The sequence below is a fragment of the Nevskia sp. genome, from assembly GCF_023266035.1.
GTDB lineage: Bacteria > Pseudomonadota > Gammaproteobacteria > Nevskiales > Nevskiaceae > Nevskia.
The window spans coordinates 1-25,704 of record NZ_JAHFRY010000065.1 but is presented as its reverse complement, the minus strand read 5'-3'; the positions used below and the strand labels follow the sequence as shown (position 1 = coordinate 25,704).

Sequence of the window (25,704 nt, the reverse complement as noted above, 5' to 3'; positions counted from 1 at the left end):
GCGCACCGCCTGCGGGTCGGCGATATCGGCCTGAGCCGTGACGGCGCGACCGCCGGCCGCTTCGATGCGGGCGACCACCGCGTCGGCAGAGGCGGCGTTGCCGGCGTAGTTCACCACCACCGTGAAACCTTCTTTCGCGAGACGTTCCGCGACCGCCGCGCCGATGCCGCCGGATGCGCCGGTGACGATTGCGACCTTCTGTTTCTGGATAGCCATGACGGTCTTGCTCTCTTTGGTTGTTGGCGCCGGGTCGGCTGCCGAGAGCGACAGAATGCATCTTCCGCAGCCATAGATAATCAGGCAAAATTCGGAATGACTTTCCGAAAATTCGGATAATGGATCGGTTCGACGCCATGCGCGTCTTCATCCGCATCGTCGAGCGGCGCAGCTTCAGCCGCGCGGCGGATGACCTCGGCGTGCCGCGGTCTTCGGTGACCGATGCCGTCAAGGGCCTGGAGGCGCGGCTCGGCGTCCGGCTGCTGCAGCGGACCACCCGCCAGGTCAGCCCGACCTTGGACGGCGAAGCCTATTACCAGCGCTGTGTCAGCCTGATCGCCGACCTGGAAGACGCGGAGGGGGTCTTCATCGGCGCGAAGCCCTTCGGCCTGGTTCGGGTGGACGTGCACGGCACGCAGGCGCGGCATTTTCTCCTTCCCGGCCTGCCGCGCTTTCGCGCGATGTATCCCGATATCCGGCTGCACTTCGGCGAGGCGCATCAGCCCGTGGACCTGATCCGCGAAGGCTTCGACTGCCTCCTGAGAACCGGCGAGCTGACCGACAGCAATCTGATCGCGCGACGGCTGGCAATGCTGGACCGAGGCACCTTCGCCAGCCCGGACTACCTGCAGCGGTTCGGCACGCCGAGCTCGCCCGACGACCTCGATCGCCACGAGATGATCGGCCTGCTGGCGTCGGACACCTCGGAGGTCATCCCGTTGACGTTCCAGGTCGAAGGCAGCATCCGGCGGCTTACCCTGCCGGCGATGATCACGGTGACCGGCCCGGAGACCAACGTGGCCGCGGCCTGCCTGGGGCTGGGCCTGATCCAGGTCCCGCGTTATCGCGTCGTTTCCGAACTGGCGTCCGGCGTGCTGGTGGAAGTGCTGGCGAACACGCCGCCGACACCCCTGCCGGTACATGCCCTGTATTCGCACAAGCGCCAGCTGTCGCCGAGGGTGCGGGTCTTCATCGACTGGGTCGCGGAGCAGTATCGCGACTCGGCGCGGATCGCGGTGTAGGGAAGGCCGGTGCCGCGATCGACCCCCTGCAAGCCAGCAAGCCTGTAGCGAATTCCTCCAGGACTATCGAAAAGCCCTAGCGCTGAAAGTCGTACAAGCTGCCCAGACCCAAAATCTGGGTCAGCTCGTCGAGCGCGCTGCGGGAGGCGTCGAGCAGCTGCGGATCGGCGAGATCGGCCAGGACCAGGCGGTCGCGATAGTACTTGCCGATCCAGGCTTCGAGCCGGACGGCAAGGGCATCGTCGATCCAGACCTTCGGGTTCACCGCCGTGCGCTGGGCCGGATCGAGGACCACGCGCAGCCTCAGGCAGGCCGGGCCGCCGCCGTTGCGCATGCTCTGGCGCAAATCAAATGACTGCACATCGGTGATCGGGTTCAGCGGGTCGTCGACGATGCGCCGGATCGCCGCCCAGACCTTGTCGTTCTCCTGGCATTCATGGGCGCAGATCAGCCGCATCGAGCCGTCGGGCAGGCTGAGGATCTGGCTGTTGAACAGGTAGGAGTTGACCGCGTCTTCGACGCTCAGCTCGCGATCCTTGATTTCGATGAACACCGGATCGCGGCCCTTCAGGCGCCGCTTGACCCAGTTGCGGATCGCCTTGCCATCGACGAAAGCCTGCTCGTGATGCAGCAGCAGATGGCGATGGCCGACGGCGATGACATCGTTGTGGAAGACGCCGGCGTCGATCGCGTCCGGCTTCTGCTGGGCGTGATGAACGTAGTCCGGATCGAGGTGATGCAGACGGGCAATCGCTTCGCCAGCGGCGCGGTTCTGGCGCGCCGGATGCACCGCAGGTTTCGGGTCCTTATCGCCCGCTTCACCGTAGACGAACAGTTCCAGCCCGTGGCCATCGTGCTCGGCACAGAGCCGGGTGTGATTGGCCGCGCCTTCATCGCCCATCTGCGGTGTTGCCGGCAGCGGTGCGTGATGCACGAAGTGTTTTTCGCTGCGAAAGATCGTCGCCAGCGCACGGCCGGTGACCACCGGCTCGATCGAGCGATGCAGATGAGTGGCGAGATTGGCCGGCGTGAAATGCACGCGGCCATCGCGGGTATCGGCGCCCGGCGACACGGTGGCTGCGTTGGCGGTCCACATCGACGACGCCGAGGACATCGCCGCCAGCAGTTCCGGCGCATCGCGGCGCACGCGCATCAGCACTTCGGCATCGCGGCCTTCGAAGCCGAGCAGCTTCAGGGTCGGGATGTGCGGCCGTTCCTGTGGCGGCAGCACACCTTGGGCAAAGCCCATCGCCGCCAGCGCGCGCATCTTGGCCAGGCCCTGCAATGCCGCGGCATGCGGGTTCGACGGCAGTTCGGCGTTCTTCTCGGCAGCCTTGTTGCCCTGCGCCAGCCCGGCGTAGTTGTGCGTCGGGCCGACCAGGCCATCGAAGTTCGCCTCGATGCTGAGCGGCTTTTTCTCGTCGCTGCTATCCACGGTGCTCACCTCATGCTCCCGTACAACTCGGCCATGCCGGGCGGCAGGGCGCCGCCTGGTTTCGGTGCTGAAAACAAGGTCGAAGCCTGCTTCTTGACCGCGTAATAGCGCTCGAACGCGGCCAGCGCAGCATCGATCTTCGCGCGCGGCACATCGAGATGGGTGACCAGCCGGGTGCGCGTACCGAGCGTGGCGATCACGCCCTGCTCGGGCAGGTAGAGCTTGAGCGCCGGCAGGTCTTCGCTGGCGATGTCGACGAACACGATATTGGTCTGCACCGGTGCCACGCTAAGCCCGAGCGCCGCCAGCCCGGCTGCAAGATGTGCGGCGTTGGCGTGGTCTTCGGCAAGTCGTTCGACGTGATGTTCCAGCGCATGCAGACCGGCTGCTGCATAGATTCCGGCCTGACGCAGGCCGCCGCCGAGCGCCTTGCGCCAGCGCTTTGCGGCGGCGATGAAAGCCGTGCTGCCGAACAGCAGCGAACCGGCCGGCGCGCCCAGACCTTTGCTCAGACATAGCGATACCGAGTCGAAGCCGGCCACCGCTGCGTGCTCGCTCAATCCCGCGGCGACCATCGCATTGCACAGCCGCGCGCCATCCAGATGCGTCGCCAGGCCCCGCGACTTCGCGAAGGCCGTGGCGTCGGCGACATACGCCTGCGGCAACACTTTCCCGCCGATGGTGTTTTCCAGCGCGAGCAGGCGCGTGCGCGCGAAATGCAGATCGTCCGGCTTGATCGCGGCGGCGATGTCGGCCAGCGCGATCGAGCCATCCGGCTGGTTGCTGATCGGCTGCGGCTGGATCGAGCCGAGCACGGCGGCACCGCCTTGCTCGTACTTGTAGGTGTGCGCGTCCTGGCCCACCAGGTACTCGTCGCCGCGCCCGCAATGGGCCATCAGCGCCGCGAGGTTGGACTGCGTGCCGGTGGCAAACCACAGCGCCGCTTCGAAGCCGAAGCGCTCGGCGGCGACCGCTTGCAGGCGGTTGACGCTGGGGTCGTCGCCATAGACGTCATCGCCCACTTCGGCGGCGGCCATCACCGCACGCATCGCGGTGGTCGGGCGAGTGACGGTATCGCTGCGCAGGTCGATCAGGGTTGGCGACATGGGATGGGAGGTGCCGGGCTTGAGCTGGATTCTAGGTGCCGCGAGCGTTCAGCGTGGCCCGAGGCTGGCGTTCGATTCCGGCAGCGGGAACTGCAGCACCACCTTGGTGCCGCCGCGCGTGCCGGCGGTCCAGGCGATCGAGCCCTGCAGTTCTTCGGCACGGCGACGCATGCCGGTGGTGCCGCGGCCGGACGGGCCATCGGCGAGCAGGCCGGGGCCGTCGTCGGTGAGATCGAACAGCAGCATGCCGCTAGCGGCACGGATGCGGATGCGCAGATGGGTGGCGTGGCCGTGGCGCAGGGCATTGGTCACGGCTTCGCGGCCGATGCGGAACAGATGCAGGGCCTGCGCCTCGTCGAGCGGCGGGTCCGGCAGTTCGCCGTCCTGCTGCCATTCCAGACTGCTGCCGATCACCGCCAGACGCTCTTCGGTTTCCTCACGCATCTGTGCCAGCGCTTCGAGCAGGCTCAGCGGTTCGAGCTGGCTGCGGCTGACGATGTCGCGCAGGTCCTGCATCACGGCGCGGGCGAGGTCGGCCTGCTCGGGGCGATCGAGGCTATGGATCAGGGTCAGCAGCTTGGCGCCGATGTCGTCATGCAGATCGCCCAGCAGGCGGCTGCGTTCGCTGGCGATCGCCTGGCGACGGCTGTCGGCTTCGCCGGTCTGCCGCAGTTCCAGCACGGCGAGTTCGCGCCTGAGCTGCGCGCGCTGGCGCAGCAGCCACACGCAGGCCACCACCAGCAGGACGACGATCACCGCCGCGATGCTCATGGCGTCGCGGCCGGCGCTTTCGGTGGCGCGAGTGCGGCGGCCTGGTCGGTCTTGCCTTCGGCGATCAAGACCTTCTGCAAGCGTTCTCGCGCCAGCTGGCTGCGGTCGTGCTCCGGCCCGAGCGTCGCCGTGAAGGCGGTCAATGCAGCTTGCTGCGCTGCTTCGGCGGCCGGCAGATCGTGCAGCCGGAACAGGCATTCGCCGTACAGGCTTTGCGAGGCGGCGGTCTGCCAGTTGTCCTTGCCCTTGATCGCGATGCTGCTGGCGACCGTCAGCTCCAGTTCGTGTCGCGCTTCGGCCAGCCGGTTCAGCTTCATCAGCAGCGAGGACAGGTTGGCGCGTACCAGCAGTGCCGATTCGGCCAGCGCTGCGGGCTGGGTATCGGCAGCGGCCAGCGCCGTGCGGAAGGTCTTTTCGGCCGCTTCGCTCTGGTTCAGCGCGGCCTGGGCAACGCCGACCGTCGTATAGGCATTGATGCTGTTGCGGCTGGCTGGGCCGAGGTGGCGCAGGCGTGCATCGAGCACTTCCTCGCTGAGCTTCAAGCCCTCGGCTTCGGCGCCGGTGTCGTTGAGCATGGCGCCGAGATTGCCCATCGCGGTCAGCGTTTCCGGATGAGTGTCGCCGAAGGTCTTGCGCATGCCGGCAACGACCTCGCGCATCATCGTCACCGCCGCTGGCAGATCGCCGAGATAGGCGATGGTCGCAGCGAGGCTGGAGCGCGCGGTCAGCGTGTCCGGATGGTCAGGGCCGAGCCGCTGCGTCTGCTGCGCCAGCAACTGTTCCTGCTCGGCGCGCGCGCCCTTGAGATCACCGTTGTCCTGCAAGGCCACGGCGTGATCGCCGGCCACGGTCAGGGTGAAATCATCGTCCGGCCCGAGCAGTTTCAACGCATCGGCATGGACGGCCGCCCAGATCTTTTCAGCTTCAGCGAACTGGCCCTGTTCGCGCTGGATCGTGCCCTGCAGACGGCGCGCGCGTAGTGATTGCTTGCGGGTTTCAAGCTCGGGCTGCGCAGCCGTGGCGATGGCGGCAATTTCGCTGCCGGCTTCAGCAAGCTGGTTCTTCTGCACTAGAGCCTCGGCGTGCAGCAGCTTCGCGGCGCGAGCCTGGGTGCTGTCGGCGCCGTAGGACGCGATGGCGCGCTTGCGGGCTTCATCAAGCAGCAGCAGCGCGGTGTCGCTGTCGGCCAGCGCCAGATAGCTGGCGCCGAGCGTGCGGTACAAGGTCGATGACAAGGCCTCGTTGCGTTCGGCGCCGAGCGAAGCTCTGGCCGAATCCAGCACTTCGCGCACCCGCAGATCGCGGCCCAGTTCTTCGTCCGGCGTGGCGGCGGTCAGCATCTTTTCGAGGAATGCATTGACCGCTTCGGCCTCGGCACTGCGGGCATCGGCCTGCTGCCGCGCTTCGGCTTCGGCGAGGCCGTAGCGGATCGCGACCGCGGCACCGCCGACCAGCGCCAGCACCGCGACAGCTGCGGCTGCGGTGATCGCCTTGTGCCGGCGCACGAACAGGCCGGCGAGATAGCCGGCGGTCGGCGGTCGTGCCTCGATCGGCTGGCTCAGCAGCAGGCGATCGAGATCGCCGGCCAGTTCGGCGGCCGAGCCGTAGCGATGCGCGGACTCCTGCGCCATCGCCTTCATCACCACGGTTTCGGTATCGCCGCGCGCGGCTGGCAGATGCTGCGACAGCCGCTCGATGCGGCCAGCGCGGATCATCGCCAGCGCTTCGAGCACGGTCGATTTCGACAGGCCGGGATAGGGCAGGTGGCCGCTGAGCAGCTCGTAGGCGATGACGCCGAGCGAATAGACATCGTTGCGCGGATCGGCGCCATCGATGCCGGCGAGTTGCTCGGCGCTCATGTACGGCACGGTGCCGAGCACCTGGCCGACATGGGTCATCGGCGCGGCCTCGTCGAGCACCAGATGGGCGATGCCGAAGTCCAGCACCCGCGGCTTGCGCGCGGCATCGACCAGCAGATTGGCCGGCTTCAGATCGCGATGGACGACGCCGCGGGTATGCGCGAAATGGACGATGCGACTGATCTCGGCAAGCAGCGCCAGTCGCTCGCGCAGATCGAGCTTGGCGTTATCGGCATAGGCCAGCAGATCCTGGCCTTCGATGTATTCCATCGCCAGCCAGGGCAGCGGGCCGGCGTCGCTGTCGGCAACACCGGCGGCGTAGAGCCGGGCGATGCCCGGATGTTCGAGCCCGGCCAGCAGCTCGATCTCGCGCCGGAAGCGGCGGCGCAAATCCTCGCCAGCGCTGGCGGCGCGCAACACCTTCAGCGCGATACGGCGCGGCGGATCGCTCTCCTCGGCGAGATAGACGCGACCGTGGCTGCCCTCACCGAGCAGGCGCAGGATTCGGTACGGGCCAATCCGCGCCGGCATCGCGTCGTTGTCGGCTTCGACCATCGGGAGTCGCTCAAGGAGTTCGGGCGGCGATCGTAGCGGACCGCGTCAGCGCTGCGCGAACCGGGCCCGCAAGGCCGCTTCAGAGCTGCGGATTGACCAGGCCGAGCCGCGTCGCCTCGATCGTCGCTTCCGCGCGGCTGCTGACTTCGAGCTTGCGGTAGACGTTCTTGATGAAGCCGGCGGCGGTGTTGCGGGTCACGCCGAGGTGCAGCGCGACTTCCGGAAGCCGGCAGCCCTTGGCGATCAGCACCAGGGTTTCCCGTTCGCGCGGCGACAGCGGCTGCTCGGTGCCGGAGGCGCGCCCCGGTTCATCGCCGAACACCCGCAGCAGGCGGCGGGCGATGGTCGCCGACAGCGGCGGTTCGCCGGCGGCGATGCCGCGCAGCGCGGCGACCATCTTGTCGCGCGGCTGGTCCTTGAGCAGATAGCCGCGTGCGCCAGCTCGCAGCGCCGGGAACACGTGGGCATCGTCGGCGTAGATGGTCGAGACGATGCACTGGCAGCGCGGATGCGCCGCACTCAGTTCGCGGATCAGTTCGACGCCGGAGCCATCGGGCAGGCCAAGGTCGATCAGCGCCAGTTCCGGCCCGGTCTCGGCGGTGAGGCCGCGCAGCCAGCGCCGGCCGGACAGCAGGCTGTCGACCCGGCTGACTTCGATGCCCTCGAAGGCCTCGCGCAGCGTCTGCTCCAGCCACTGCGCCAGCGGCGTCTGGTCTTCGACGATCAATGCGGTCTTCATGGCTGCGTCACGTCTGCGATTCCGGGATTCCGATGCAGCGAGACTGGCGATCCGCTCTTGTCGGCGTCAAGCCACACCCCCCAGCTAGGGGGTTCGGCAGGAACCGGCGATCCCTAGAGTTTCCGCAGCGGGCAAACGGCCCGTTCGGCAACACCGGGGATGACCATGATGGGCTTCAACAAGATCTGGAAACAGGGAGCGGGACTGATGCTGGGCCTGCTGGCGATGACGGCATCGGCAGCGCCGGACGTCGGCACTGACAACGTCGGAGCGGTGCAGGGTGCCAAGCGGGTGGCGATCGCCGAATTCGGCGTCGAGTTCTACACCCAGATCTACGCCCAGGATCGCGCCAACAGTGGTGGTGGCTCTACGGCGATGGTCACCGCCACGCTCGACGGCGTCAGCGATGCCACCCTGCAGGCGATCACCGACAAGGCCTACGCCGATACCGTGGCGGCGCTGCAGGCGGCGGGCTACGAGGTCGTCGATCCGGCGACCTTGGCGGCCAACGAGATCTGGCAGGGGCAGCTCGCCAAGTACGGGCTGGAATCGCCCTACACGTTCTCGGATTCCAGCTTCGGCGAAAAGAATCCGCAGATCAGCAAGATCTTTGCGCCAGCCGGCATGAAAGCGTTCTTTTCGTCGAGCAAAGGCCGCGGCAGCCTCGGTCAGCGGGTCGACTCCCAAAATCAGGGCCGCGGTGCCAAGGCCGGCGAGATCGCCAAGGCGCTCGATGCCAGCCTGCTGCATATCCACTACCTGGCGAGCTTCGGCCTGACCTCCAAGCCGAAACGCGGCTGGGGCCTGATCCTCGGCACCAAGAGCCGCGCCAGCATCCAGTCGGCGCCGGTGCTGCTGCCGGAAGAAACCGAATGGCAGATCAACGGCCCGGCCGGCGCGCGCACCTTCACCACCAGCCATCGCGCCCGCTTTGGCGGCGCGATCTATCTCGATGATCCGGAGATCGCCGAGACCGACATCTTCACGATGAGCGAATCGACCACGGCTGCCGAGAAGAAGGGCGACAACATCACCAACGCGCTCGGCATCCTGTTCGGCAGCGGCACCCAGAAAACCAAGAGCTTCGTCTCGAAGCCTGAAAGCGAAGATGCCTACAAGGCGACGTTCGACAAGCTGATCGGCGAGACCACGGCGGCCTTCCTGCAGGTGCTGGGCAGCGCCAGATAGGCGTCAGGCAACTCAGGCTTTCGGAGGCGGCAGCAGGCGATCGGCTTCGGTCGTCGCCACCGGATAGCTGCAGTAATCGGCTGCGTAGAAGGCACTGGCGCGATGGTTGCCGCTGGCGCCGACGCCACCGAAGGGATAGGCACCGCTGGCGCCGGTGGTCGGGCGATTGCGATTGACGATGCCGGCGCGGCTGGCCCGCTGGAAGGCGGTCCACTCCGCGTCGTCATCGCTGAGCAGGCCGGCGGACAGGCCGTAACGGGTGGCGCGGGCACCGCGCAGGGCTTCGTCGAAGCTTGTATAGCGGATCAGCTTCAGCAGTGGGCCGAAGTGTTCTTCGTCCGGCAGGCTGTCGGCGATCACGGTGACGTCGATCAGCGCCGGCGTCACGTAGGCCGCGCCGAGCGCGAGTTGAGTCATCGGCAGCAAGGCAGTCGCGCCGCGAGCGATGAGATCGGCCTGCACCGCGAGCAGCGCTTCGGCGACCCGGCCGGACACCACCGGCCCCATGAACGGCTGCGGCAGACTTTCGGCCGGCCCGACGGTGAGCAGACGCGCCGCCTCGATGAGCGCAGCGACCAGGGCATCGCCCTGAGCATCGTTGGCGATGAACAGCCGGCGTGCGCAGGTGCAGCGCTGGCCGCTGGTGATCCAGGCACTTTGAACAATTTCATGGACGGCGGCAGCGATGTCATAGCGGCTGCCGACCACCAGCGGATTGTTGCCGCCCATCTCCAGCGCCAGGATCGCGCCGGGATGGGCCGCGAACTGCTGGTTCAGCAGGGCGCCGGTGTGCGAGCTGCCGGTGAAGTACAGGCCGTCCAGCTCGGGATGGCGGGCAATCGCTTCGCCAGTCGCCCGTTCGCCTTGCAGCAGGTTCAGCACACCGGGTGGCAAGCCAGCGTCGATCCAGGCCTGGACCATCGCCGCTGCCGTCATCGGCGTCAGTTCGCTGGGCTTGAAGATCACCGCATTGCCGGCCAGCAGCGCCGGCACGATGTGGCCGTTCGGCAAATGGCCCGGAAAGTTGTACGGGCCGAACACCGCGACCACGCCATGTGGCCGGTGCTGCAGGCGATGACGACCGAACGCGGTGGCTTGTTCCTTGAGGCCAGTGCGTTCGTTCCAAGCCTGGATCGACAGCTCGATCTTGCCGGCCATCGTCGCCACTTCGGTACGCGCTTCCCACAGCGGCTTGCCGACTTCGCGGGCAATGGTCAGCGCAATCGCCTCGCTGCGTTCGCGCAGCAGTTCTGCATAACGGTGGGCGAGGGCGGCGCGGTGCTCGAAGCTGGTGTCCGACCAGGCTTCGAACGCTGTGCGTGCAGCGGCGAAAGCCGCGTTGACATCGAAAGCGTCAGCCGCCTGGTCGCGCCAGATTTCGGCATCGGTCGAGGGATTGCGCCGCGCGAACTCGGGGCCGTGTCCGGCTTGCCAGTGGCCTGCGATGTAGAGCATCGCGTGTCTTCCGATGGAGATCCGTGGCGATTATGTCGGAGCGACCATCGGCCGGGGCCGCTGGTTTCGAAGCATTTGGCGGACGATTTGGTCGCCGACGGGGGCGATTTGTGAATTTTGCGTAGAGATGTCGGCATGTTCGCGGGTATTTCGCAGCCAATGCCTGGAAGTCTTTGCAAATGAGAACGCCTATCATTTATCATGCCTGCATCTCATCAGGCACAACCGGGCAGCGACATCGCTTCGGTACATACCGAAAAAGATCCACTGTCCCGCAGCCTCGTCAATACGGCGGCGCGGGGCTTTATTGACCCCTTTCGGAGTAACTCGTCAATGTCGTCGCCCCTGTTTCGCCTGAGCCCGATCGCCGCTGCCGTCCTCGCTTTTCATGCTGGTCCTGCCGCAGCGCAGACGGCCCCTGCCGAGCCGGCGACGACGCTGCCGACGGTCAAGGTTGAGGACTCCGCCGCCGCCAGCATCAAGGCCGACAAGATCAGCTCGCCGAAATTCACCCAACCGCTGCTCGACACGCCGCAGACCGTCAATGTGGTGAAGAAGGAGCTGATGCAGCAGCAGGGCGCGCTGACCCTCACTGACGCGCTGCGCCTGACGCCGGGCATCACCTTCCAGCAGGGCGAAAACGGCAATACCACCAGCGGCGACGCCGTGTTCCTGCGTGGTTTCGATACCCAGGGCAGCATCTTCGTCGACAACATCCGCGACATCTCGCCGGCAACGCGCGACCTGTTCAACCTGGAGCAGGTGGAGATCGTCAAGGGTCCGGCCGGTGCCGACAATGGCCGCGGCGTCGCCTCCGGCTACATCAACGTGGTTTCGAAGACGCCGTTCGCCGATGACGCGATCGGCGGCTCGCTGGCCTATGGCACGCGTGACCGCCGCCGCGCCACCGCCGATGTCAATCGCAAGATCACCGATTCGATCGCCGTGCGCCTGAACGTGGTCGGACAGGACGGCGGCGTCGCCGGTCGCGACGAGGTCAAGAACCAGAAGTGGGGCGTGGCCCCGTCGATCGCCTTCGGCCTCGGCACGCCGACCCGCATCACCCTGTTCACTCAGCACCTGTTCCAGGACAACACGCCGGATGGCGGCGTCTCCGCAGTCGGCGTTTCAGGCTGGCGCAACCCCACACTCGACGATGCCGGCATCGTCGCCGAACGGGCACCGATCTCGAACTTCTATGGCCTCGACAGCGACTACGAGAAGATCGACGTCAACACTTTCACGGGCAAGGTCGAGCACGACATCGCGCCGGGCTACACCTTCACAAACACCTCGCGTTATAGCCGCGTTTCGCAGAATCGCCTGCTGACCGCGCCGATTCAGGCACCCGTGGTGTCCGACGGCACCGGTGAGACTCTGGTGATTCGCGATCCGGCGAACTGGACCCAGGGCCGCTCGCGCCAAGGCATTGATCGCGACAACGAACTGCTGACCAACCAGAGCAATATCCGCGGCTCGTTCAAGACCGGTGCGATCGACCACGATTTCGCGTCCGGCTTCGAGTTCATCCAGGAATCGCAGGTCACGCCGACCCTCGCCACCACGGTGACCACCCCGGCGCAGGTCCAGCAGCCGGCGAATCTCTACAACCCGAACTCGTCCGATCCGGGCGTCACGCTTTCGCCGAACGGCGCGTCCAGCGATGGTCGCACCACGACTGGCGCGGTCTACTTCAACGACACCTTGAAGTTCGGCGATCGTGACCAGTTCCAGCTCAGTGGCAGCACCCGCATCGAGCGCTACCGGACCGAGACAAACAGCGTCTCGCTGTCGACCGCCACTGCCAATCCGACCCTGCCAGTCGGCACGCTGCTCGGTTCGCGGCTGAACAAGAGCGGCACGCTGGTCACCTACAAGGCCGGTGGTCTGTGGAAGCCGCTGCCGAATGGCTCGGTCTACGCCTCCTACGGCACCAGCAAGCGCCCACCGAGCGGCGACAACTTCGCGCTCAGCGCGACGGCGACCAACATCAACTCGACCGCACTTGCGCCGTCGAAGGCCGACAGCGTCGAAGTCGGCAGCAAGTGGGATCTGCTCGACAACAAGCTTGCGGTGACCGGCGCGCTGTTCCGTACCGAGTCCAAGAACGACATCGCCCGGCAGTCCGGCAACGAAATCGTCCAGTACGGCAAGCGCCGCATTCAAGGAGTCGAACTCGGTGTCGTCGGCAACCTCACCGATGCCTGGCAGGTCTCGGCCGGCTACACCTTCCAGGATGCGAAAGTGGCCGAAGGCACGATCGCGACCGATGGCACTTCGACGCAGAGTGGCGCAGCGATCAACTTCTCGCCGAAGCACAGCGTGACCACCTGGACCAGCTACAAGCTGCCACTGGCGATCGGTCCGCTGACTGGCCCGCTTACCTTGGGCGGCGGCCTGCGCTACATGGATAGTCAGGCTCGCACGGTCAACAACAACCTAGGTGCAGTGACCACGGGCGTCGTCAAGGTCGAGGATTACGTTGTTGTCGACGCGATCGCCAGCTACGACGTGACCTCGAACATCGGGGTGCAGGCGAACATCTACAACATCCTGGACGAACGCTATGTCGGCTCTGTCAACAACTCCGGCCAGCGTTATCAGCCGGGCACGCCGCGTTCGTACCTGCTGTCGCTGAACTTCAAGTACTGACGCTTCCCGCTGCTGCCCGACCATGATTGTCCGCATTCCCGGTCTCCTCGAACCCCGTCCGCTCGCGCACATTCGCGAACGGCTGGCGGCAGTGGACTGGGAAGACGGGCGCATCACGGCCGGGCCGCAGGCGGCGAAGGTCAAGCACAACGACCAGCTCACCGAAGACCATCCGGTCGCGAAGGAACTCGGTGAGGTGGTGCTGATGGCGCTGTCCCGCAGTGCCTTGTTCACCTCGGCGGCGCTGCCGCTGAAGGTGTTCCCGCCGATGTTCAACCGCTACACCGGCGGTGGGCATTTCGGCGCGCATATCGACACCGCCGTACGCCTCAGTCGGCAGCCGCCGCACCGGGTGCGTACGGATTTGTCGGCAACCCTTTTTCTCGCCGATCCGGATAGCTATGACGGCGGCGAACTGGTCATTGGCGATAGTGAAGAGATCGGCGGTGTACAGGCGATCAAGCTCGCGGCCGGTGATCTGCTGCTGTATCCGGCGACGCATCTGCACGAGGTGCGGCCGGTGACGCGCGGTGCGCGTCTGGCTTCATTTTTCTGGGTGCAGAGCATGGTTCGCGACGATGACAACCGGCGTCTGCTGTACGACATGGACCGGGCTCTGATGACGCTGCGCGAACTGCATCCTGAAGGCCATCCGGCGCTGATCCGGCTGACCGGGACGTATCACAACCTGCTGCGCAAATGGTCGGATCTGTGAGCACCATCGCCATCCAGGAACACGGGTATCGCTGCGGCCAGCGGATGTCGGCGCGGGGTCGCATGGTTGCTGCCATGGTCGTTGTCGGTCTGCACCTCGGCGGTTTCGCGACCTTGCTGATCGCCCGCAGCGAAGCCTTGCCGCCGCCGGAGCCGGTGGTGATGCAGGTGACGATGATCGCGGAGGCGCCGGTGGTGATGATCGAACCGCCGCCACCGCCACCCGAGCCGGTGAAGCCGAAGCCCCAGCCGCGTCTGATGGCGACGGCCAAGCCGACGCCGTCGGCGATCGTCACGCCGCCACCGGATGACGAGCCGGTGACCGAAGCGGTGGCCGAAGAACCGACGCCGCCAGCGCCACCGGCGGCGCCCGCCTCATCGCCACCCGCGGAGCCGGCGATCGTGCCGCCGAACTTCGTTGCCGCGTACCTGAACAATCCGGCGCCGGTCTATCCGTATGCGGCCAAGTCGCGGCGCGAGTCCGGCACGGTGTTGCTGAGGGTGCTGGTGACCACGGAAGGTGTTGCCGGCAGCGTGACGATCGAGAAATCCAGCGGTTCGTCGAGCCTCGACAACGCCGCGCGCGACATCGTCTTCAAGCGCTGGCGTTTCGTGCCGGCCAAGCGCGGCGAGCAGACGGTGGAAGCCTGGGTGATCGTGCCGATCGTGTTCGAGTTGAAGATGTAAAGCGGTCGAGAGAAATGCTGTTCTCCCTCTCCCGAAGTGAGCGGGGCTAGAGCTGTTTTGAATTGAAAGATCAGGAACTGAAATGGACGCAGCAACACCCGGTATCGGCTTCGGCCACTTTCTCGCCCAGGCCGATGGCGTGGCGAAATTCATTCTGGTGCTGATGGCCGTGGCTTCGGCGGCGAGCTGGTATCTGATCGTCACCAAGCTGGTCAGTTATGCGCGTGCCAAGCGGCGCAGCTCGGCGTTTCTCGATTTCTTCTGGAACGCGCCGTCGCTGGACGTGGTCGCCGCGCAGATCGAGCAGAAGCATCCGGACGAGCCGTTCTCGCATCTGGTCTATCACGCCATCGTTGCCAGCCGGCATCACGAGCGCCACGGCATCAATCGCCTGAACGAAGCCGGCAGCAGCAGCGATTTCGTCACCCGCACCTTGCGCAAGACCATCGATGAAGAAACCGCGAGCCTCGAATCAGGCCTCACGGTGCTCGCCTCGGTCGGTTCCACCGCGCCGTTCGTGGGCTTGCTCGGCACGGTCTGGGGCATCTATCACGCGCTGGTCGCGATCGGCGTGTCCGGTGCCGGCACGCTGGACAAGGTGGCGGGGCCAGTCGGTGAAGCGCTGATCATGACCGCCATCGGTCTGGCGGTCGCGATTCCGGCGGTGCTCGGCTACAACCTGATCGTCCGCGCCAATCGCCTGACCCTGGCCCAGCTCGATGCCTTTGCGCACGATCTGTTCGCCTTCCTCGGCACCGGCGCCAAGATCGATGCGGCCGGCGGCAACGTCACGCCGCTCAAGGTCAGCGGAGCGCGCTGACATGGCCTTCGGAAGCTTTGGCGGCGGCGCCCGCAACAGCGCGCCGATGGCCGAGATCAATGTCATCCCGCTGGTCGACATCATGCTGGTGCTGCTGGTGATCTTCATCATCACCGCACCCTTGCTGACCCACGCGGTGAAGATCGATCTGCCGAAGGCCGACAGCAGCACCAACGTGCAGCAGGCCGACAACATCCAGTTCGCGATCGACGCCGACAGCCAGCGCTGGTGGAACGGCGAGAAGGTGGATGAGGCACAGACCATCGCACACCTGCAGGCGGCTGGCAGCCAGACGCCGTCGCCGGAACTGCATCTGCGGGTCGACCGCAATGCCCGCTACGAGATCATCGCCACGGTGATGAGCGAAGCGGCGAAGGCCGGCGTCACCAAGGTCGGCTTCGTCACCGATCCCAGCGGCGCGCCGCTGGCCAGCGTGACCCCCGTTTCGACATCGACTGCGAAGCCAGCCACTCCGTGAACGCTGCCAGCACCCGATCGACGCCGGCCATTGATCCGCGCGCCAGGCAGAAGCGCCGCTCCTGGTGGCTGAAGCAGCTGCATACCTGGCACTGGATCAGCGCGGCGGTCAGCCTGATCGGCATGCTGCTGTTTTCGGTCACCGGCATCACGCTCAATCACGCGGCGGACATTCCGACCAAGCCGGTCGTGGCGCGCACCCAGGCGGTGCTGCCGGAACCCTTGCTCGATGAGTTGCGGGTGGTTGCCAAGCGGGCGGCCGATGACGGCGCCACACCGGCGATGCCGGAAGCCGCCGCCGACTGGCTGGTGAAAACGCTCGATATCCACGTCGCCGGCCACGCCGTCGAATGGTCGGCCGAAGAGGTCTACGTGTCGCTGCCGAGGCCGGGTGGCGATGCCTGGGTCAACGTCGATCTGGGCACTGGCGAAGTCGAGCGCGAAACCACCGATCGCGGCGTCATCAGCTATCTCAACGATCTCCACAAGGGCCGTCACACCGGCTTCGCGTGGAGCGTGTTTCTCGATGCGTTTGCCGTGGCCTGCCTGCTGTTTTCGCTGACCGGTCTGTGGCTGCTGCATCTGCATTCCAAGGGCCGCAAGCTGACCTGGCCGCTGGTCGGCTTTGGAATGCTGGTGCCGGTCGTCGTTGCACTGATCTTCATTCACTAGGGTTTGTTACCAGACCCATTCCCTCCCCCCAGAGATTCGCATGAACAAGAACCACCTCCTGCCGCTGCTCGCCGCGCTCGGTGCGCTGCCGGCCAGTGCCGCCCAGCTCGATGTCAGCGTGCAGATTCCGCAGCTCGATGTCGCCGAATATCACCGGCCGTATGTCGCCGTCTGGGTCGAGCGTGAAGATCGCAGCGTCGCTGCCAATCTGAGCGTCTGGTACCAGGTCAAGCGCGGTGGTCCGCCGCAGGCACCGGGTGCCGCGAAGCCGCCGGCGAGCAGCGAATCCGGCACCAAGTGGCTGCCCGATCTGCGCCAGTGGTGGCGCCGCGGCGGCCGTGATCTGAGCATGCCGAGCGACGGCCTGAGCAGCGCCACCAAGCCGGTCGGCACTTACGAGCAGAGCTTCGGCGACAAGAGCCCGCTCGCCGCATTGCCGCCGGGCCGCTACAAGCTGATCGTCGAAGCGGCACGCGAGGACGGCGGCCGCGAACTCGTCGACCTTGCCTTCGACTGGCCGGCCAAGGCCGCGACCACCGTCGATGCCCAGGGCAAATCAGAACTCGGCGCCATTCGCGTCGCCGTCAAACCATGAACCGGACGTCTCCAATGACCAAGCCCCTGCCCAAGCTCGCGCTTCTGCTGCTCGCAGCCGCGCTGCCGTTCGCCGCGTCCGCCCACAAGGGCTGGCTGGCACCGTCGAAGACCGTGCTCAACGTCGATCAGTGGATCACCGTCGATGCCGGCGTCTCCACCGAACCCTTCGTCCGTGATCACAACGCGATGCGGCTCGACAACCTGGTGATCACCGCGCCGGATGGCAGCACGGTGCCGGCCGAGAACACCGCCAGCGGCAAGCTGCGTTCGACCTTCGATCTGCAGTTGAAGCAGGCCGGTACCTACCGCATCGCCATCGTCAACGAAGGCATGAACGCGAGCTGGACCGAAGAGGGCAAGCCGAAGCGCTGGCGCGGCACCGCCGACAAGTTCGCGGCCGAAGTGCCGGCCAAGGCGGAAGGTCTGAAGGTCAGCGAATCGCAGGGCCGTCTGGAAACCTTCGCCACTGCCGGCAAGCCGAACGACACCGCCTTGAAGCCGACCGGCAAGGGGCTGGAACTGGTGCCGGTCAGCGGCATCGCCGATCTGTTCGTCGGCGAGGAAGCGACGTTCCGCTTTCTGCTCGATGGCAAGCCGGCGGCCAACCTCGAAGTGGAAGTGATCCGCGACGGCACCCGCTATCGCAATGCCATCGGCGAGAAGACCTTCAAGACCGATGCCGACGGCCTGGTGAAACTGAGCTGGACCGACGCCGGCCTGCACTACATCGGCGCCAGCGTGCAGGACGCCAGGACCAGCGTGCCGCAGGCCAAGGAACGTCGCGCCAGCTACACCGCGATCGTGGAAGTGCTGTCGCCCTAATGAGCCAGGGATCGGCGCTCTGATGGACGACGGCGCGCTGTTCGCTGATCGTCCGATCGAACTGCTGATCCCGGCGCAGTTCAGCGCCGCCACCCACGCCGGGCCGGATCGCACGGCGCAGGTGGTGGCGCTGTCGGGGACGACGATGGGCACCACCTGGTCGATCCGTTGCGCGATGCGCGCGGCGGATCGTCAGGACGCCGTTGGCGTTGGCATTGAAGCGGTGCTGGCCGCTCTCGTTGCCCAGCTCAGTCACTGGGAACCGTCGTCGGCGCTGTGTCGCTACAACGCGGCAGCAGCCGGGACCTGGCAGCCATTGCCGGGCGATTTCGCCGACGTGCTCGACGCTGCGCTGCGCATCGCCAAAGCCACGGATGGCGCCCTCGATCCCAGCGCCGGCCCGCTCGTCGATCTCTGGGGCTTCGGCCCGCCGGGGCCGCGTGCGCAGCCGCCGTCGAACGCCGAAATCGAAGCTGCCCGCAGTCGCGTGGGCTGGCAGCGTTTGCGCCGTGATCGTGATCGCCTGCAGCAGCCGGGCGGCATCGCACTGGATTTCTCGGCGATCGCCAAAGGCCACGCGGTGGATTGCGTCGCGCTGTGGCTGCACAGCGCCGGGCTGCCGCATCATCTGGTCGAGATCGGCGGCGAACTCAGAGGCCAGGGCGTCAAGCCCGATGGCGCGCCGTGGTGGGTCGACATCGATGGCCGGGCAGCGAACGAAGCACTCGCCCGCATCGCGCTGGACGGCCTCAGCGTCGCCACCTCAGGCGATGCCTACCGACACTACGAGCATGCCGGCCAGCGTTACGCGCATACGCTCGATCCACGCAGCGGCAAGCCACTCGCCGATGCGCCGGCCGCAGTCACCGTCATCCACCCGCTGTGCCGCGAAGCCGATGGCTGGTCGACGGCCTTGAGCGTGCTCGGCCCCGATGCCGGGCTGCCGCTGGCGGATCAGTTGGGACTGGCAGTGCGTTACGTGCTGCGCGATGGCGAACGCAGCCGCACGCGCTGCAGCCGCGCCTGGGCAGCGCTCGCCGATCAGGAAAACACGTAGCCCGCGTCAAGCCAGCGAGCTGAACCGCACCTCGTCACCGCTATCGACATCGAGCGCCTTGGCCAGCTCCGGCGGCAGGGTGATGTGGCCGTTCTTGATCGCGATCTCGGCGTAGGCGCAGCGGAAGGCATCGAGTTGGGTGTTGGCGATCAGGCAGGGTGCGCCCTGCAGCGGCTTGCCGATGAACACCGTCACCACCTGGGCGCGGCGGATGGTGCGGATCTCGTCGAGCGGCGCTTCGACACTCGGGCCGCCATCGAAGATGTCGATGTAACCCTGGTAGCGGAAACCTTCCTGTTCGAGCAGATGCAGCGCCGGCTCGGTCTGCGCGTGCACCTTGCCCATCACCGCCTGCGCGGCTTTCGGCAGCAGCACGGCGTAGATCGGATGCGGCGGCATCAGCTCGGCGATGAAGGCCTTGTTGCCGGTGCCGACGATGTGCTCGGCGCGGTCGTAGTCGACGGTGAAGAAGTGCCGGCCCAGGCCTTCCCAGAACGGCGAATGGCCGTGTTCGTCGGAGACGCCGCGCATCTCGGCGATCACCTTCTTGGCGAAGCGGTTCGGAAAATTGGCCATGAACAGGAAGCGGCATTTCGACAGCAGCTTGCCGGCACCTTCGCCGCGGAAGCCGGGCTTCAGGTACAGCGAGCAGAGCACGCTGGTGCCGACCAGATCGTTGGACAGATACAAGGTTGGCACCCGATTGTAGATGCCGAGTTCGCGCGAGGCGTGGATGGTGGTGCCCACCCGGTAGCTGTAGAACGCTTCGTCGAGCCCGCAGGAGGCTTCGATCGCGCAGCAGGCGCCGATCTCGCCGCTGTCGGATTCTTCCATCACGAACAGGTAGCGCTGCTGGCCGGGTTCATGGACATCGGCCGCGAACGATGCCTCGGACAACGCGATCTTCGCGGCCAGGTACTCCGGCACCGGCGGCAGCGAAGTGAAGCCGGCGCCGGCGGTTTCGGCCATCTCGACCAAGGCGGACAGATCGGCAGCGCGGATCGGGCGGATGATTTTCATGAGTGGTCGCTTAGTAAATACGCAGGCCGTTTTCGACCGGTTGATCGACGCTCAGCGTCACCAGCCCGGTCGGCGAGTCGACGGCCAGCACCAGGCATTTGCTGAGGACGGCGGCAACCTTGCGCGCCGGGAAATTGATGACCGCGATCACCTGCTTGCCGATCAGCTCGGCAGGCGTGTAGCGCTCGGTGATCTGGGCGCTGCTGGTCTTGATGCCGAGCGCGCCGCAATCCAAGGTCAGCTTGTAGGCCGGCTTGCGCGCCTTGGCGTTCGGCTCGCAAGCCAGCACCGTGGCAACCCGCAGATCGCAGGCGAAGAAGGTGTCGATGTCGGTTGGCGCAGCCGGGGTCTGGTCGATCATGGCGGTGGTCACGACATCGGCCACTGAAGCTCGCCACCGGCGAGCTTCAGCAGCAGGCTGGCGCTGAGCCGCGCGCGTTCGGCGAGGCTGGACCAGCGCATCCATTCGCGATCCGAGTGGATGTCGCCACCGACGACACCGAGGTTGTCGACATTGGCCAGCCCGGCGGCGGCGAGGTTGTTGCCGTCGCAGCAGCCACCCGTCGGGCGGAATTGCAGGTTCAGGCCCAGATCGCGGCCGCAGTCGCCGAGCAGCGCCTGCAGGCGCGCGGTGCCGGCGGAGATCACTTTCGGTGGCCGAGTGAAGCCGCCGTGGCGTTCGACCTTGAAGCCGTTGCGATCGTTGGCGCGCGTCAGCAGCAGATCGAGCTGGTCATCGAGCCAGCATTCATCCGACGGCTGCGAAGTTCGCACATTGAACTTCAGCACCGCGCGGTCCGGCACGATGTTCAGCGCGCCGCCGCCGTGCGTGTAGCCGAGGTTCAGGGTCAGGCCGTCGCGCTGGCCGTTCAGGCGATGCAGTTGCAGCGCCAGTTCGGCGGCGAGTGCAATGGCGTTGCGGCCGTCTTCGGGATTGCGCCCGGCATGCGCGGCACGGCCTTCGATGACCAGATCGAAGTTGCCGCTGCCCTTGCGCTCGGATGCCAGGCCGCCGTCGGCATAAGCCGGCTCGTAGATCAGGCCGAAGTGATGGCGGGCCGCGGCTTCGAGCAGCAGCGGTGCCGAGCCCTGGCTGCCGATTTCCTCGTCCGGATTGAGCAGCACTTCCCAGCCGATGCGTTCGCGCTGCGGGCTGCGCTCCAGTGCCGTGAGCGCCAGCAGCAGGGTCAGCAGCCCGCCTTTCAGATCGGCGACGCCGGGGCCGTTGAGCGTGTCGGCATCGAGCCAGCGCGCCTGCTGGAACGGATGGGTGCTGCCGAACACGGTATCGAGATGGCCACAGAGAAATACCTGCAGCGGCGCTTCCGGCCGCAGCCGCAAGCGGCGCGCGTGACCGATCGGCCGGCCGCTGCGCTCGCCGCGATCGCCGGTGGCGACGTACTCCGGCAGCGCGATGGTTTCGGCGGTGGCGCCGAGTGGCGCGAACAAGCTCAGCAGGCTGGCGCCGACCGCATCGACACCGTCCGGATTGAAGCTGCCGGAGTTCTGGCTCGACAGCCGCAGCAGCGTGTCGCGCAGCGCTTCGGCCTCGGTGGAGATCGAAGCCAGGATCGCGTCGTCGGTCGATGAGCTAGCGCGCATGGTCCCGAGTGTACCGGCCCGAGAACTGTCAAATCCCTGTCGCCTGCTCGTCACGTCCCGACGGCAGGCTCCAGTCATTAGTGATCCGACATTCAAAGAACAGACTTGGGGACGTTATGGACGGCAATCGGGTGAAGGGACTGATCGCGCTCGCCGCGCTGGCATCAGCCACCACGGCGTTCGCGCAGACGGCCAGCGGCGTGGTGATCTCGCAATTCGCGGTGCGCGGGCCGGCAGGTGGCAACGACGAGTTTGTCGAAATCTTCAACGCCGGTTCCTCCCCGGTCGCCATCGGCGGCTGGACCCTGCAGGGCTGTGCCAACGGCACGCCGGGCAATCCGTCGGTGCGCGCGACGGTGCCGGGCGGTACCAGCTTGGCCGCCGGCCAGTTCTACCTGTTCGCCAACACCGCGGCGGCTGGCTACTCACTTGGTGTGACACCGGACCTGACCTATGCGACCGGCTTCACCGATTTTTCGGCGGCCGGCTTCTCGGGCATCCGTCTGGTCACCAGCAATTCGGTTATTGCCACTGCACCCTTCGTCGATGCCGTCGGCTCGCCGAGCAGTCCCTGCCGTGAAGGCACCGGCCTCGTCACGCCGGCGACTACCGGTGGCACCAGTTACTCATTCCTGCGCAGCCTCGTGGCAGGTGTGGTGCAGGACGGCAACGACAACGCCAGCGATTTCCCCGGCCCTGCGGCAGCGGGCACGCCGCGCAACAGCACGACCATCATCGGCGGCGGTGGCGGCAACCTGCCGACCGTCAGCCTGGCTGTGGAGCCGGCCGCGTTCAGCGAACTCGGCGGCTCGGCCGTCATCACCGCCACGCTGTCGGCGGCCTCCACCACGCCGGTCACCGTCAACCTGCTGTTCGGTGGCGCGGCCAGCAATGGCACGGACTACTCGGCGAGCTCTGCGTCGCTGAGCATTCCGGCCGGCGAGCTGTCAGCGACGCTGACCCTGAGCGCGATCGATGACACAGTCTTCGAGGGCGACGAAACCATCACCGCCACGCTCGGCAGCTTGAGCAATGCCAGCGCCGGCACGCCGAACAGCGTCACCGCGACCATCGCCGAGAACGATCAGGCGCCGCCGCCAACGGTCGGCACGCGCATCTATCAGATCCAGGGCGCGCAGCACCGCTCGCCGATGGTCAACATGGCGGTCAGCAATGTGCCGGGCATCGTCACCGCCCGCGCCGCCAACGGCTTCTACATGCAGGACGGCGATGGCGACGGTGATGTCGCCACCTCGGACGGCATCTTCGTGTTCACCTCGACGGCAGCGCCGGCGGCAGCGGCGGTCGGCGCCCAGGTGCTGGTCTCCGGCACGGTGGCGGAGTTCCGCCCGGGCAATGACGCCGAGAACCTGACGATCACCCAGATCGGCTCGCCGACGGTGACGCCTTATGTCGGCAACGCGCTGTTCACCAACACCGTGATCGCGCCGACGATTCTCGGCAGCGGTGGCCTCGTCCCACCGACCGACATCATCGACAACGACAGCCTCGGCAACGTCGAAACCAGCGGCACCACGCTGTTCGATCCGGCGCAGGACGGCCTCGATTTCGACGAATCGCTGGAAGGCATGCTGGTGCAGGTCAACAACGCCCGCGCCACCGGCCCGCGCAACAGCTTCGGCGAGGTCTGGGTACTCGGCGACAACGGCAGCAATGCGACTGGTGTCACCGCGCGCGGCGGCGTGGCGCTGGTCGAACGCGCGACTGGCATCGACTACAACCCGGAGCGCATCCAGCTCGACGACGGCCTCAACGGCATCAGCATGCCGGCCGGCATCAACACCGGCGACAGCCTCGGCACGGTGACCGGCGTGCTCAGCTACTCGTTCGACAACTACGAGCTGCTGCTGACCCAGTTGCCGACGGTCACGGTAAACCCGCTGCCGCCCAGCGTGCGCAGCATCGAGGTCGGCGGCGATCGTCTCAGCGTCGGCGCCTACAACGTCGAGAATCTCGACCCGAACGACACCTCGTTCGCGCGCCTCGCCGGCCAGATCGTCAATGCGATCGGCTCGCCGGACGTGCTGGCGCTCAGCGAACTGCAGGACAACAACGGTGCGACCAACAACGGCACGGTCAGCGCCGATCAGACCGTCGCGCTGCTGCACGATGCCATCGTCGCAGCCGGTGGTCCGAGCTATGAAGCGGTGCAGATCAATCCGGTCAACAACCAGGATGGCGGCGAGCCCGGCGGCAATATTCGCGTCGTGCAGTTCTACAACCCGCTGCGGGTGACGTTCGTGCCGGGCACGGCCGGCTCTGGCGGTTCGCTCGATGCCACCGCGCCGACCCTGGCCGGCGGCAAGCTGGCACTGACCCTGTCGCCGGGCCGCGTGGCGCCCACCGACAGCGCCTGGAACGCCAGCCGCAAGCCGCTGGCGGTGACTTACGACTTCAACGGCCGCCGCGTGGTCATCGTCAACGTGCACTTCAACTCGAAGGGCGGCGATCAGCCCTTGTTCGGCGTCAACCAACCGGCGGTGCTGAGCAGCGAAGTGCAGCGCCGCCAGCAGGCGACGCTGGTCAACAGCTTCGTCGACAGCCTGCAGAGCCTCGATCCACAAGCCCGGGTGATGGTGCTCGGCGATCTCAATGATTTCGACTTCAGCACGCCGCTGCGCATCCTGCGCACCGGCACTGCGGGCACGCGCGACAGCTTGCGCAACCTCGGCACCGAGTTGGTCGCCAATCCGGCCGAGCGCTACAGCTACGTGTTCGAAGGCAATTCGCAGGAGCTGGACCACATCCTGTCGACGCCGCGCCTGCTGAACGCCGGCGCGCAGTACGAAGCACTGCACATCAACGCCGAGTACGCCGACCAGGCCAGCGATCACGACGCGCTGCTGTCCTCGTTCCTGCTGCCGGCCAATGCCGCGCCGACTGCCGTTGCCACGGCGCTGCCGGCGACGACCACGGGCGGCAACCTGGTGAGTCTCGATGGCAGTGCCTCGACCGATAGCGACGGCCGCATGGCCAACTACGCCTGGACGCAGACCGGTGGCCCGACGGTGAGCCTGAGCGGGGCCACAACCGCCACCGCCAGCTTCACTGCACCTTCGGTCAGCAGCACGAGCTTGCTCAGCTTCGCGCTGCAGGTAAGCGACGACGAAGGCGCGTCCGACACGGCCAGCACCAGCGTCACGGTGCGGCCGCCGGTCGATACCACGCCGCTGCCGTTCAGCTTCGCGGCGAAGACCGATGTCGCGCTCGGCGCCGTGGCGATTTCGGCTTCGATCGTCGTGCTCGGCATCAATGCGCCGGCGGCGATCACGGTCAGCGGCGGTGAGTACTCGATCAACAACGGCGTGTTCAGCAGCCTGGTCGGCGCCGTGGTCAACGATGGCGACACCGTGCGCCTGCGCCAGACGGCCTCGAACCTGCCGGCGACCACGACCACGACGACCCTGAGCATCGATTCCGTAAGTGCCGACTTCAAGGTCACCACCGCGGCTTCGACGGTCGACACCACGCCGGATGCCTTCCGCTTCGTCGATCTCGTCGATCAGGCCTCGTCGGCCACCGTGCGCAGCGAGCGGGTGAAGATCACCGGCATCGCGGCGCCGGCGGCGATCAGCATCAGCGGCAATCCGAACGTCATGTACCGGATCAACAACGGGCCGCTGACTCGCGAGCCGGGCCTGATCTCGCGCAACAACAGCATCCTGCTGCAGACGGTTTCGGGTCCGAATGCCGGCGATGTGCTGTCGGCGACGATCACTGTCGGCGGCGTCAGCGATGAATGGACGGTGACCACCGGCCTCGACCAGACGCCGGACAGCTTCAAGTTCCCGCCGCGCAGCAACGCCCAGCGCGGCGCCTTCGTCGCTTCGAAGGAGATCACCATCAGCGGCCTCAACAGCCCGGCGCCGATCAGCATCGACGGCAATGCCCGTAGCTACAGCATCAACAACCAGCCATTCACCGGGCCGTCGACGGTGGTCAATGGCGATCGTGTGCAGATGCTGGTGGCAGCTTCATTGGCCGCTGGTGGCTCGGTGACCGCGACCTTGACCGTCGGCAGCTTCTCGGCGGCATGGACGGTGAACTCGCGCTGATCGCGAGCAAAAAGAAGCCCCGCAGGCCTCTGCGGGGCTTGGTCACGAAACGGGCGTGTTGTTACTGCGGACGCCCGCACATCGTGTAGGCACCGGCTGCCGACGTGGCACGCACGCCCCAGCGATAAGTGCTGCCGGTAGCGCCGTTGAAGCTGATGCTCT

Annotated in this window: 22 protein-coding genes; 12 read left to right on the top strand and 10 right to left on the bottom strand. The window is 66.5% G+C overall.

Annotation, left to right across the window (positions count from 1 at the left end):
* On the bottom strand, nucleotides 1–216 hold a 216-nt coding region (locus Q0D45_RS11610; RefSeq protein ID WP_293392923.1), incomplete at its 3' end, for an SDR family NAD(P)-dependent oxidoreductase.
* A gap of 119 nt (nucleotides 217–335) precedes the next feature.
* Between Q0D45_RS11610 and Q0D45_RS11605 the strand changes: the two genes are divergently transcribed.
* Nucleotides 336–1,238 (top strand): LysR family transcriptional regulator, encoded by a 903-nt coding sequence (locus Q0D45_RS11605; protein ID WP_293392920.1) that lies wholly within the window; start codon nucleotides 336–338, stop codon nucleotides 1,236–1,238.
* 76 nt (nucleotides 1,239–1,314) lie between these two features.
* On the opposite strand, the gene astB is transcribed toward Q0D45_RS11605, so the two are convergent.
* The 5 genes from astB to Q0D45_RS11580 form a co-directional block, all read right to left on the bottom strand.
* Nucleotides 1,315–2,673 carry an N-succinylarginine dihydrolase gene (astB, locus tag Q0D45_RS11600; RefSeq protein ID WP_366946422.1) on the bottom strand — a complete coding sequence of 453 codons (1,359 nt, stop codon included), beginning with the start codon at nucleotides 2,671–2,673 and terminating at the stop codon, nucleotides 1,315–1,317.
* Nucleotides 2,674–2,678: 5 nt separating this feature from the next.
* Complete coding sequence (gene ltaE, locus Q0D45_RS11595) at nucleotides 2,679–3,767, bottom strand: low-specificity L-threonine aldolase (RefSeq protein ID WP_366946421.1); 1,089 nt, start codon at nucleotides 3,765–3,767, stop codon at nucleotides 2,679–2,681.
* Between the two features lie 60 nt (nucleotides 3,768–3,827).
* Complete coding sequence (locus Q0D45_RS11590; RefSeq protein WP_293392909.1) at nucleotides 3,828–4,550, bottom strand: ATP-binding protein; 723 nt, start codon at nucleotides 4,548–4,550, stop codon at nucleotides 3,828–3,830.
* Nucleotides 4,547–6,964, bottom strand: a complete 2,418-nt coding sequence (locus tag Q0D45_RS11585) for a serine/threonine-protein kinase (RefSeq protein WP_293392906.1) — start codon at nucleotides 6,962–6,964, stop codon at nucleotides 4,547–4,549. The genes Q0D45_RS11590 and Q0D45_RS11585 overlap by 4 nt, the downstream gene beginning before the upstream one ends.
* A gap of 79 nt (nucleotides 6,965–7,043) precedes the next feature.
* On the bottom strand, nucleotides 7,044–7,703 hold the full coding sequence (locus Q0D45_RS11580; RefSeq protein ID WP_293392903.1) for a response regulator transcription factor: 660 nt from the start codon (nucleotides 7,701–7,703) through the stop codon (nucleotides 7,044–7,046).
* A gap of 165 nt (nucleotides 7,704–7,868) precedes the next feature.
* Between Q0D45_RS11580 and Q0D45_RS11575 the strand changes: the two genes are divergently transcribed.
* Nucleotides 7,869–8,891, top strand: a complete 1,023-nt coding sequence (locus Q0D45_RS11575; protein ID WP_293392900.1) for a hypothetical protein — start codon at nucleotides 7,869–7,871, stop codon at nucleotides 8,889–8,891.
* Between the two features lie 12 nt (nucleotides 8,892–8,903).
* Here the strand turns inward: Q0D45_RS11575 and astD are convergent, their stop codons facing one another.
* Entirely contained in the window at nucleotides 8,904–10,346 is a 1,443-nt protein-coding gene (astD, locus tag Q0D45_RS11570; protein ID WP_293392897.1) for a succinylglutamate-semialdehyde dehydrogenase, read from the bottom strand.
* Nucleotides 10,347–10,679: 333 nt separating this feature from the next.
* Between astD and Q0D45_RS11565 the strand changes: the two genes are divergently transcribed.
* From Q0D45_RS11565 to Q0D45_RS11525, 9 genes are all read left to right on the top strand, one after another.
* Entirely contained in the window at nucleotides 10,680–12,998 is a 2,319-nt protein-coding gene (locus Q0D45_RS11565; protein ID WP_293392894.1) for a catecholate siderophore receptor Fiu, read from the top strand.
* Nucleotides 12,999–13,020: 22 nt separating this feature from the next.
* Nucleotides 13,021–13,713 carry a Fe2+-dependent dioxygenase gene (locus Q0D45_RS11560; RefSeq protein WP_293392890.1) on the top strand — a complete coding sequence of 231 codons (693 nt, stop codon included), beginning with the start codon at nucleotides 13,021–13,023 and terminating at the stop codon, nucleotides 13,711–13,713.
* Nucleotides 13,698–14,399 carry an energy transducer TonB gene (locus Q0D45_RS11555; protein WP_293392887.1) on the top strand — a complete coding sequence of 234 codons (702 nt, stop codon included), beginning with the start codon at nucleotides 13,698–13,700 and terminating at the stop codon, nucleotides 14,397–14,399. The genes Q0D45_RS11560 and Q0D45_RS11555 overlap by 16 nt, the downstream gene beginning before the upstream one ends.
* An 82-nt stretch (nucleotides 14,400–14,481) precedes the next feature.
* A complete protein-coding gene (locus Q0D45_RS11550; RefSeq protein ID WP_293392884.1) occupies nucleotides 14,482–15,219 on the top strand; it encodes a MotA/TolQ/ExbB proton channel family protein in 738 nt (245 codons plus the stop codon).
* Nucleotide 15,220: 1 nt separating this feature from the next.
* The gene (locus Q0D45_RS11545) at nucleotides 15,221–15,697 is read left to right on the top strand and encodes a biopolymer transporter ExbD (protein WP_293392881.1); all 477 of its coding nucleotides are present in this window, start codon (nucleotides 15,221–15,223) and stop codon (nucleotides 15,695–15,697) included.
* Nucleotides 15,694–16,368: a PepSY-associated TM helix domain-containing protein gene (locus tag Q0D45_RS11540; protein ID WP_293392879.1), complete on the top strand. Its 675-nt coding sequence runs from the start codon at nucleotides 15,694–15,696 to the stop codon at nucleotides 16,366–16,368. Before Q0D45_RS11545 ends, Q0D45_RS11540 begins: the two co-directional genes overlap by 4 nt.
* Before the next feature lie 40 nt (nucleotides 16,369–16,408).
* Complete coding sequence (locus Q0D45_RS11535) at nucleotides 16,409–16,963, top strand: DUF2271 domain-containing protein (protein WP_293392877.1); 555 nt, start codon at nucleotides 16,409–16,411, stop codon at nucleotides 16,961–16,963.
* Nucleotides 16,964–16,977: 14 nt separating this feature from the next.
* Complete coding sequence (locus Q0D45_RS11530; RefSeq protein WP_293392875.1) at nucleotides 16,978–17,787, top strand: DUF4198 domain-containing protein; 810 nt, start codon at nucleotides 16,978–16,980, stop codon at nucleotides 17,785–17,787.
* 22 nt (nucleotides 17,788–17,809) lie between these two features.
* Nucleotides 17,810–18,844, top strand: a complete 1,035-nt coding sequence (locus Q0D45_RS11525; protein ID WP_293392872.1) for an FAD:protein FMN transferase — start codon at nucleotides 17,810–17,812, stop codon at nucleotides 18,842–18,844.
* Nucleotides 18,845–18,850: 6 nt separating this feature from the next.
* Here the strand turns inward: Q0D45_RS11525 and astA are convergent, their stop codons facing one another.
* From astA to Q0D45_RS11510, 3 genes are read right to left on the bottom strand one after another with little or no spacing between them, the layout of a single operon-like run.
* Complete coding sequence (gene astA / locus Q0D45_RS11520; protein ID WP_293392870.1) at nucleotides 18,851–19,864, bottom strand: arginine N-succinyltransferase; 1,014 nt, start codon at nucleotides 19,862–19,864, stop codon at nucleotides 18,851–18,853.
* A 10-nt stretch (nucleotides 19,865–19,874) separates the two neighbouring features.
* The gene (locus Q0D45_RS11515) at nucleotides 19,875–20,249 is read right to left on the bottom strand and encodes a tRNA-binding protein (protein ID WP_293392866.1); all 375 of its coding nucleotides are present in this window, start codon (nucleotides 20,247–20,249) and stop codon (nucleotides 19,875–19,877) included.
* The gene (locus tag Q0D45_RS11510) at nucleotides 20,234–21,466 is read right to left on the bottom strand and encodes a hydrolase (RefSeq protein WP_293392863.1); all 1,233 of its coding nucleotides are present in this window, start codon (nucleotides 21,464–21,466) and stop codon (nucleotides 20,234–20,236) included. The genes Q0D45_RS11515 and Q0D45_RS11510 overlap by 16 nt, the downstream gene beginning before the upstream one ends.
* Before the next feature lie 116 nt (nucleotides 21,467–21,582).
* On the opposite strand from Q0D45_RS11510, the gene Q0D45_RS11505 reads away from it, so the two are divergent.
* Complete coding sequence (locus tag Q0D45_RS11505) at nucleotides 21,583–25,542, top strand: lamin tail domain-containing protein (RefSeq protein WP_293392861.1); 3,960 nt, start codon at nucleotides 21,583–21,585, stop codon at nucleotides 25,540–25,542.
* Nucleotides 25,543–25,704: the final 162 nt, after the last annotated feature.

Coding starts and splice junctions, on each gene's coding strand:
- Q0D45_RS11560 (WP_293392890.1), top strand. CDS start 13,021: ATGATTGTCCGCATTCCCGGTCTCCTCGAACCCCGTCCGCTCGCGCAC.
- astA (WP_293392870.1), bottom strand. CDS start 19,864: ATGAAAATCATCCGCCCGATCCGCGCTGCCGATCTGTCCGCCTTGGTC.
- Q0D45_RS11580 (WP_293392903.1), bottom strand. CDS start 7,703: ATGAAGACCGCATTGATCGTCGAAGACCAGACGCCGCTGGCGCAGTGG.
- Q0D45_RS11590 (WP_293392909.1), bottom strand. CDS start 4,550: ATGAGCATCGCGGCGGTGATCGTCGTCCTGCTGGTGGTGGCCTGCGTG.
- Q0D45_RS11505 (WP_293392861.1), top strand. CDS start 21,583: ATGGACGGCAATCGGGTGAAGGGACTGATCGCGCTCGCCGCGCTGGCA.
- Q0D45_RS11535 (WP_293392877.1), top strand. CDS start 16,409: ATGAACAAGAACCACCTCCTGCCGCTGCTCGCCGCGCTCGGTGCGCTG.
- Q0D45_RS11510 (WP_293392863.1), bottom strand. CDS start 21,466: ATGCGCGCTAGCTCATCGACCGACGACGCGATCCTGGCTTCGATCTCC.
- Q0D45_RS11545 (WP_293392881.1), top strand. CDS start 15,221: ATGGCCTTCGGAAGCTTTGGCGGCGGCGCCCGCAACAGCGCGCCGATG.
- astD (WP_293392897.1), bottom strand. CDS start 10,346: ATGCTCTACATCGCAGGCCACTGGCAAGCCGGACACGGCCCCGAGTTC.
- Q0D45_RS11585 (WP_293392906.1), bottom strand. CDS start 6,964: ATGGTCGAAGCCGACAACGACGCGATGCCGGCGCGGATTGGCCCGTAC.
- Q0D45_RS11605 (WP_293392920.1), top strand. CDS start 336: ATGGATCGGTTCGACGCCATGCGCGTCTTCATCCGCATCGTCGAGCGG.
- Q0D45_RS11575 (WP_293392900.1), top strand. CDS start 7,869: ATGATGGGCTTCAACAAGATCTGGAAACAGGGAGCGGGACTGATGCTG.
- Q0D45_RS11525 (WP_293392872.1), top strand. CDS start 17,810: ATGGACGACGGCGCGCTGTTCGCTGATCGTCCGATCGAACTGCTGATC.
- Q0D45_RS11555 (WP_293392887.1), top strand. CDS start 13,698: ATGGTCGGATCTGTGAGCACCATCGCCATCCAGGAACACGGGTATCGC.
- Q0D45_RS11565 (WP_293392894.1), top strand. CDS start 10,680: ATGTCGTCGCCCCTGTTTCGCCTGAGCCCGATCGCCGCTGCCGTCCTC.
- Q0D45_RS11550 (WP_293392884.1), top strand. CDS start 14,482: ATGGACGCAGCAACACCCGGTATCGGCTTCGGCCACTTTCTCGCCCAG.
- Q0D45_RS11530 (WP_293392875.1), top strand. CDS start 16,978: ATGACCAAGCCCCTGCCCAAGCTCGCGCTTCTGCTGCTCGCAGCCGCG.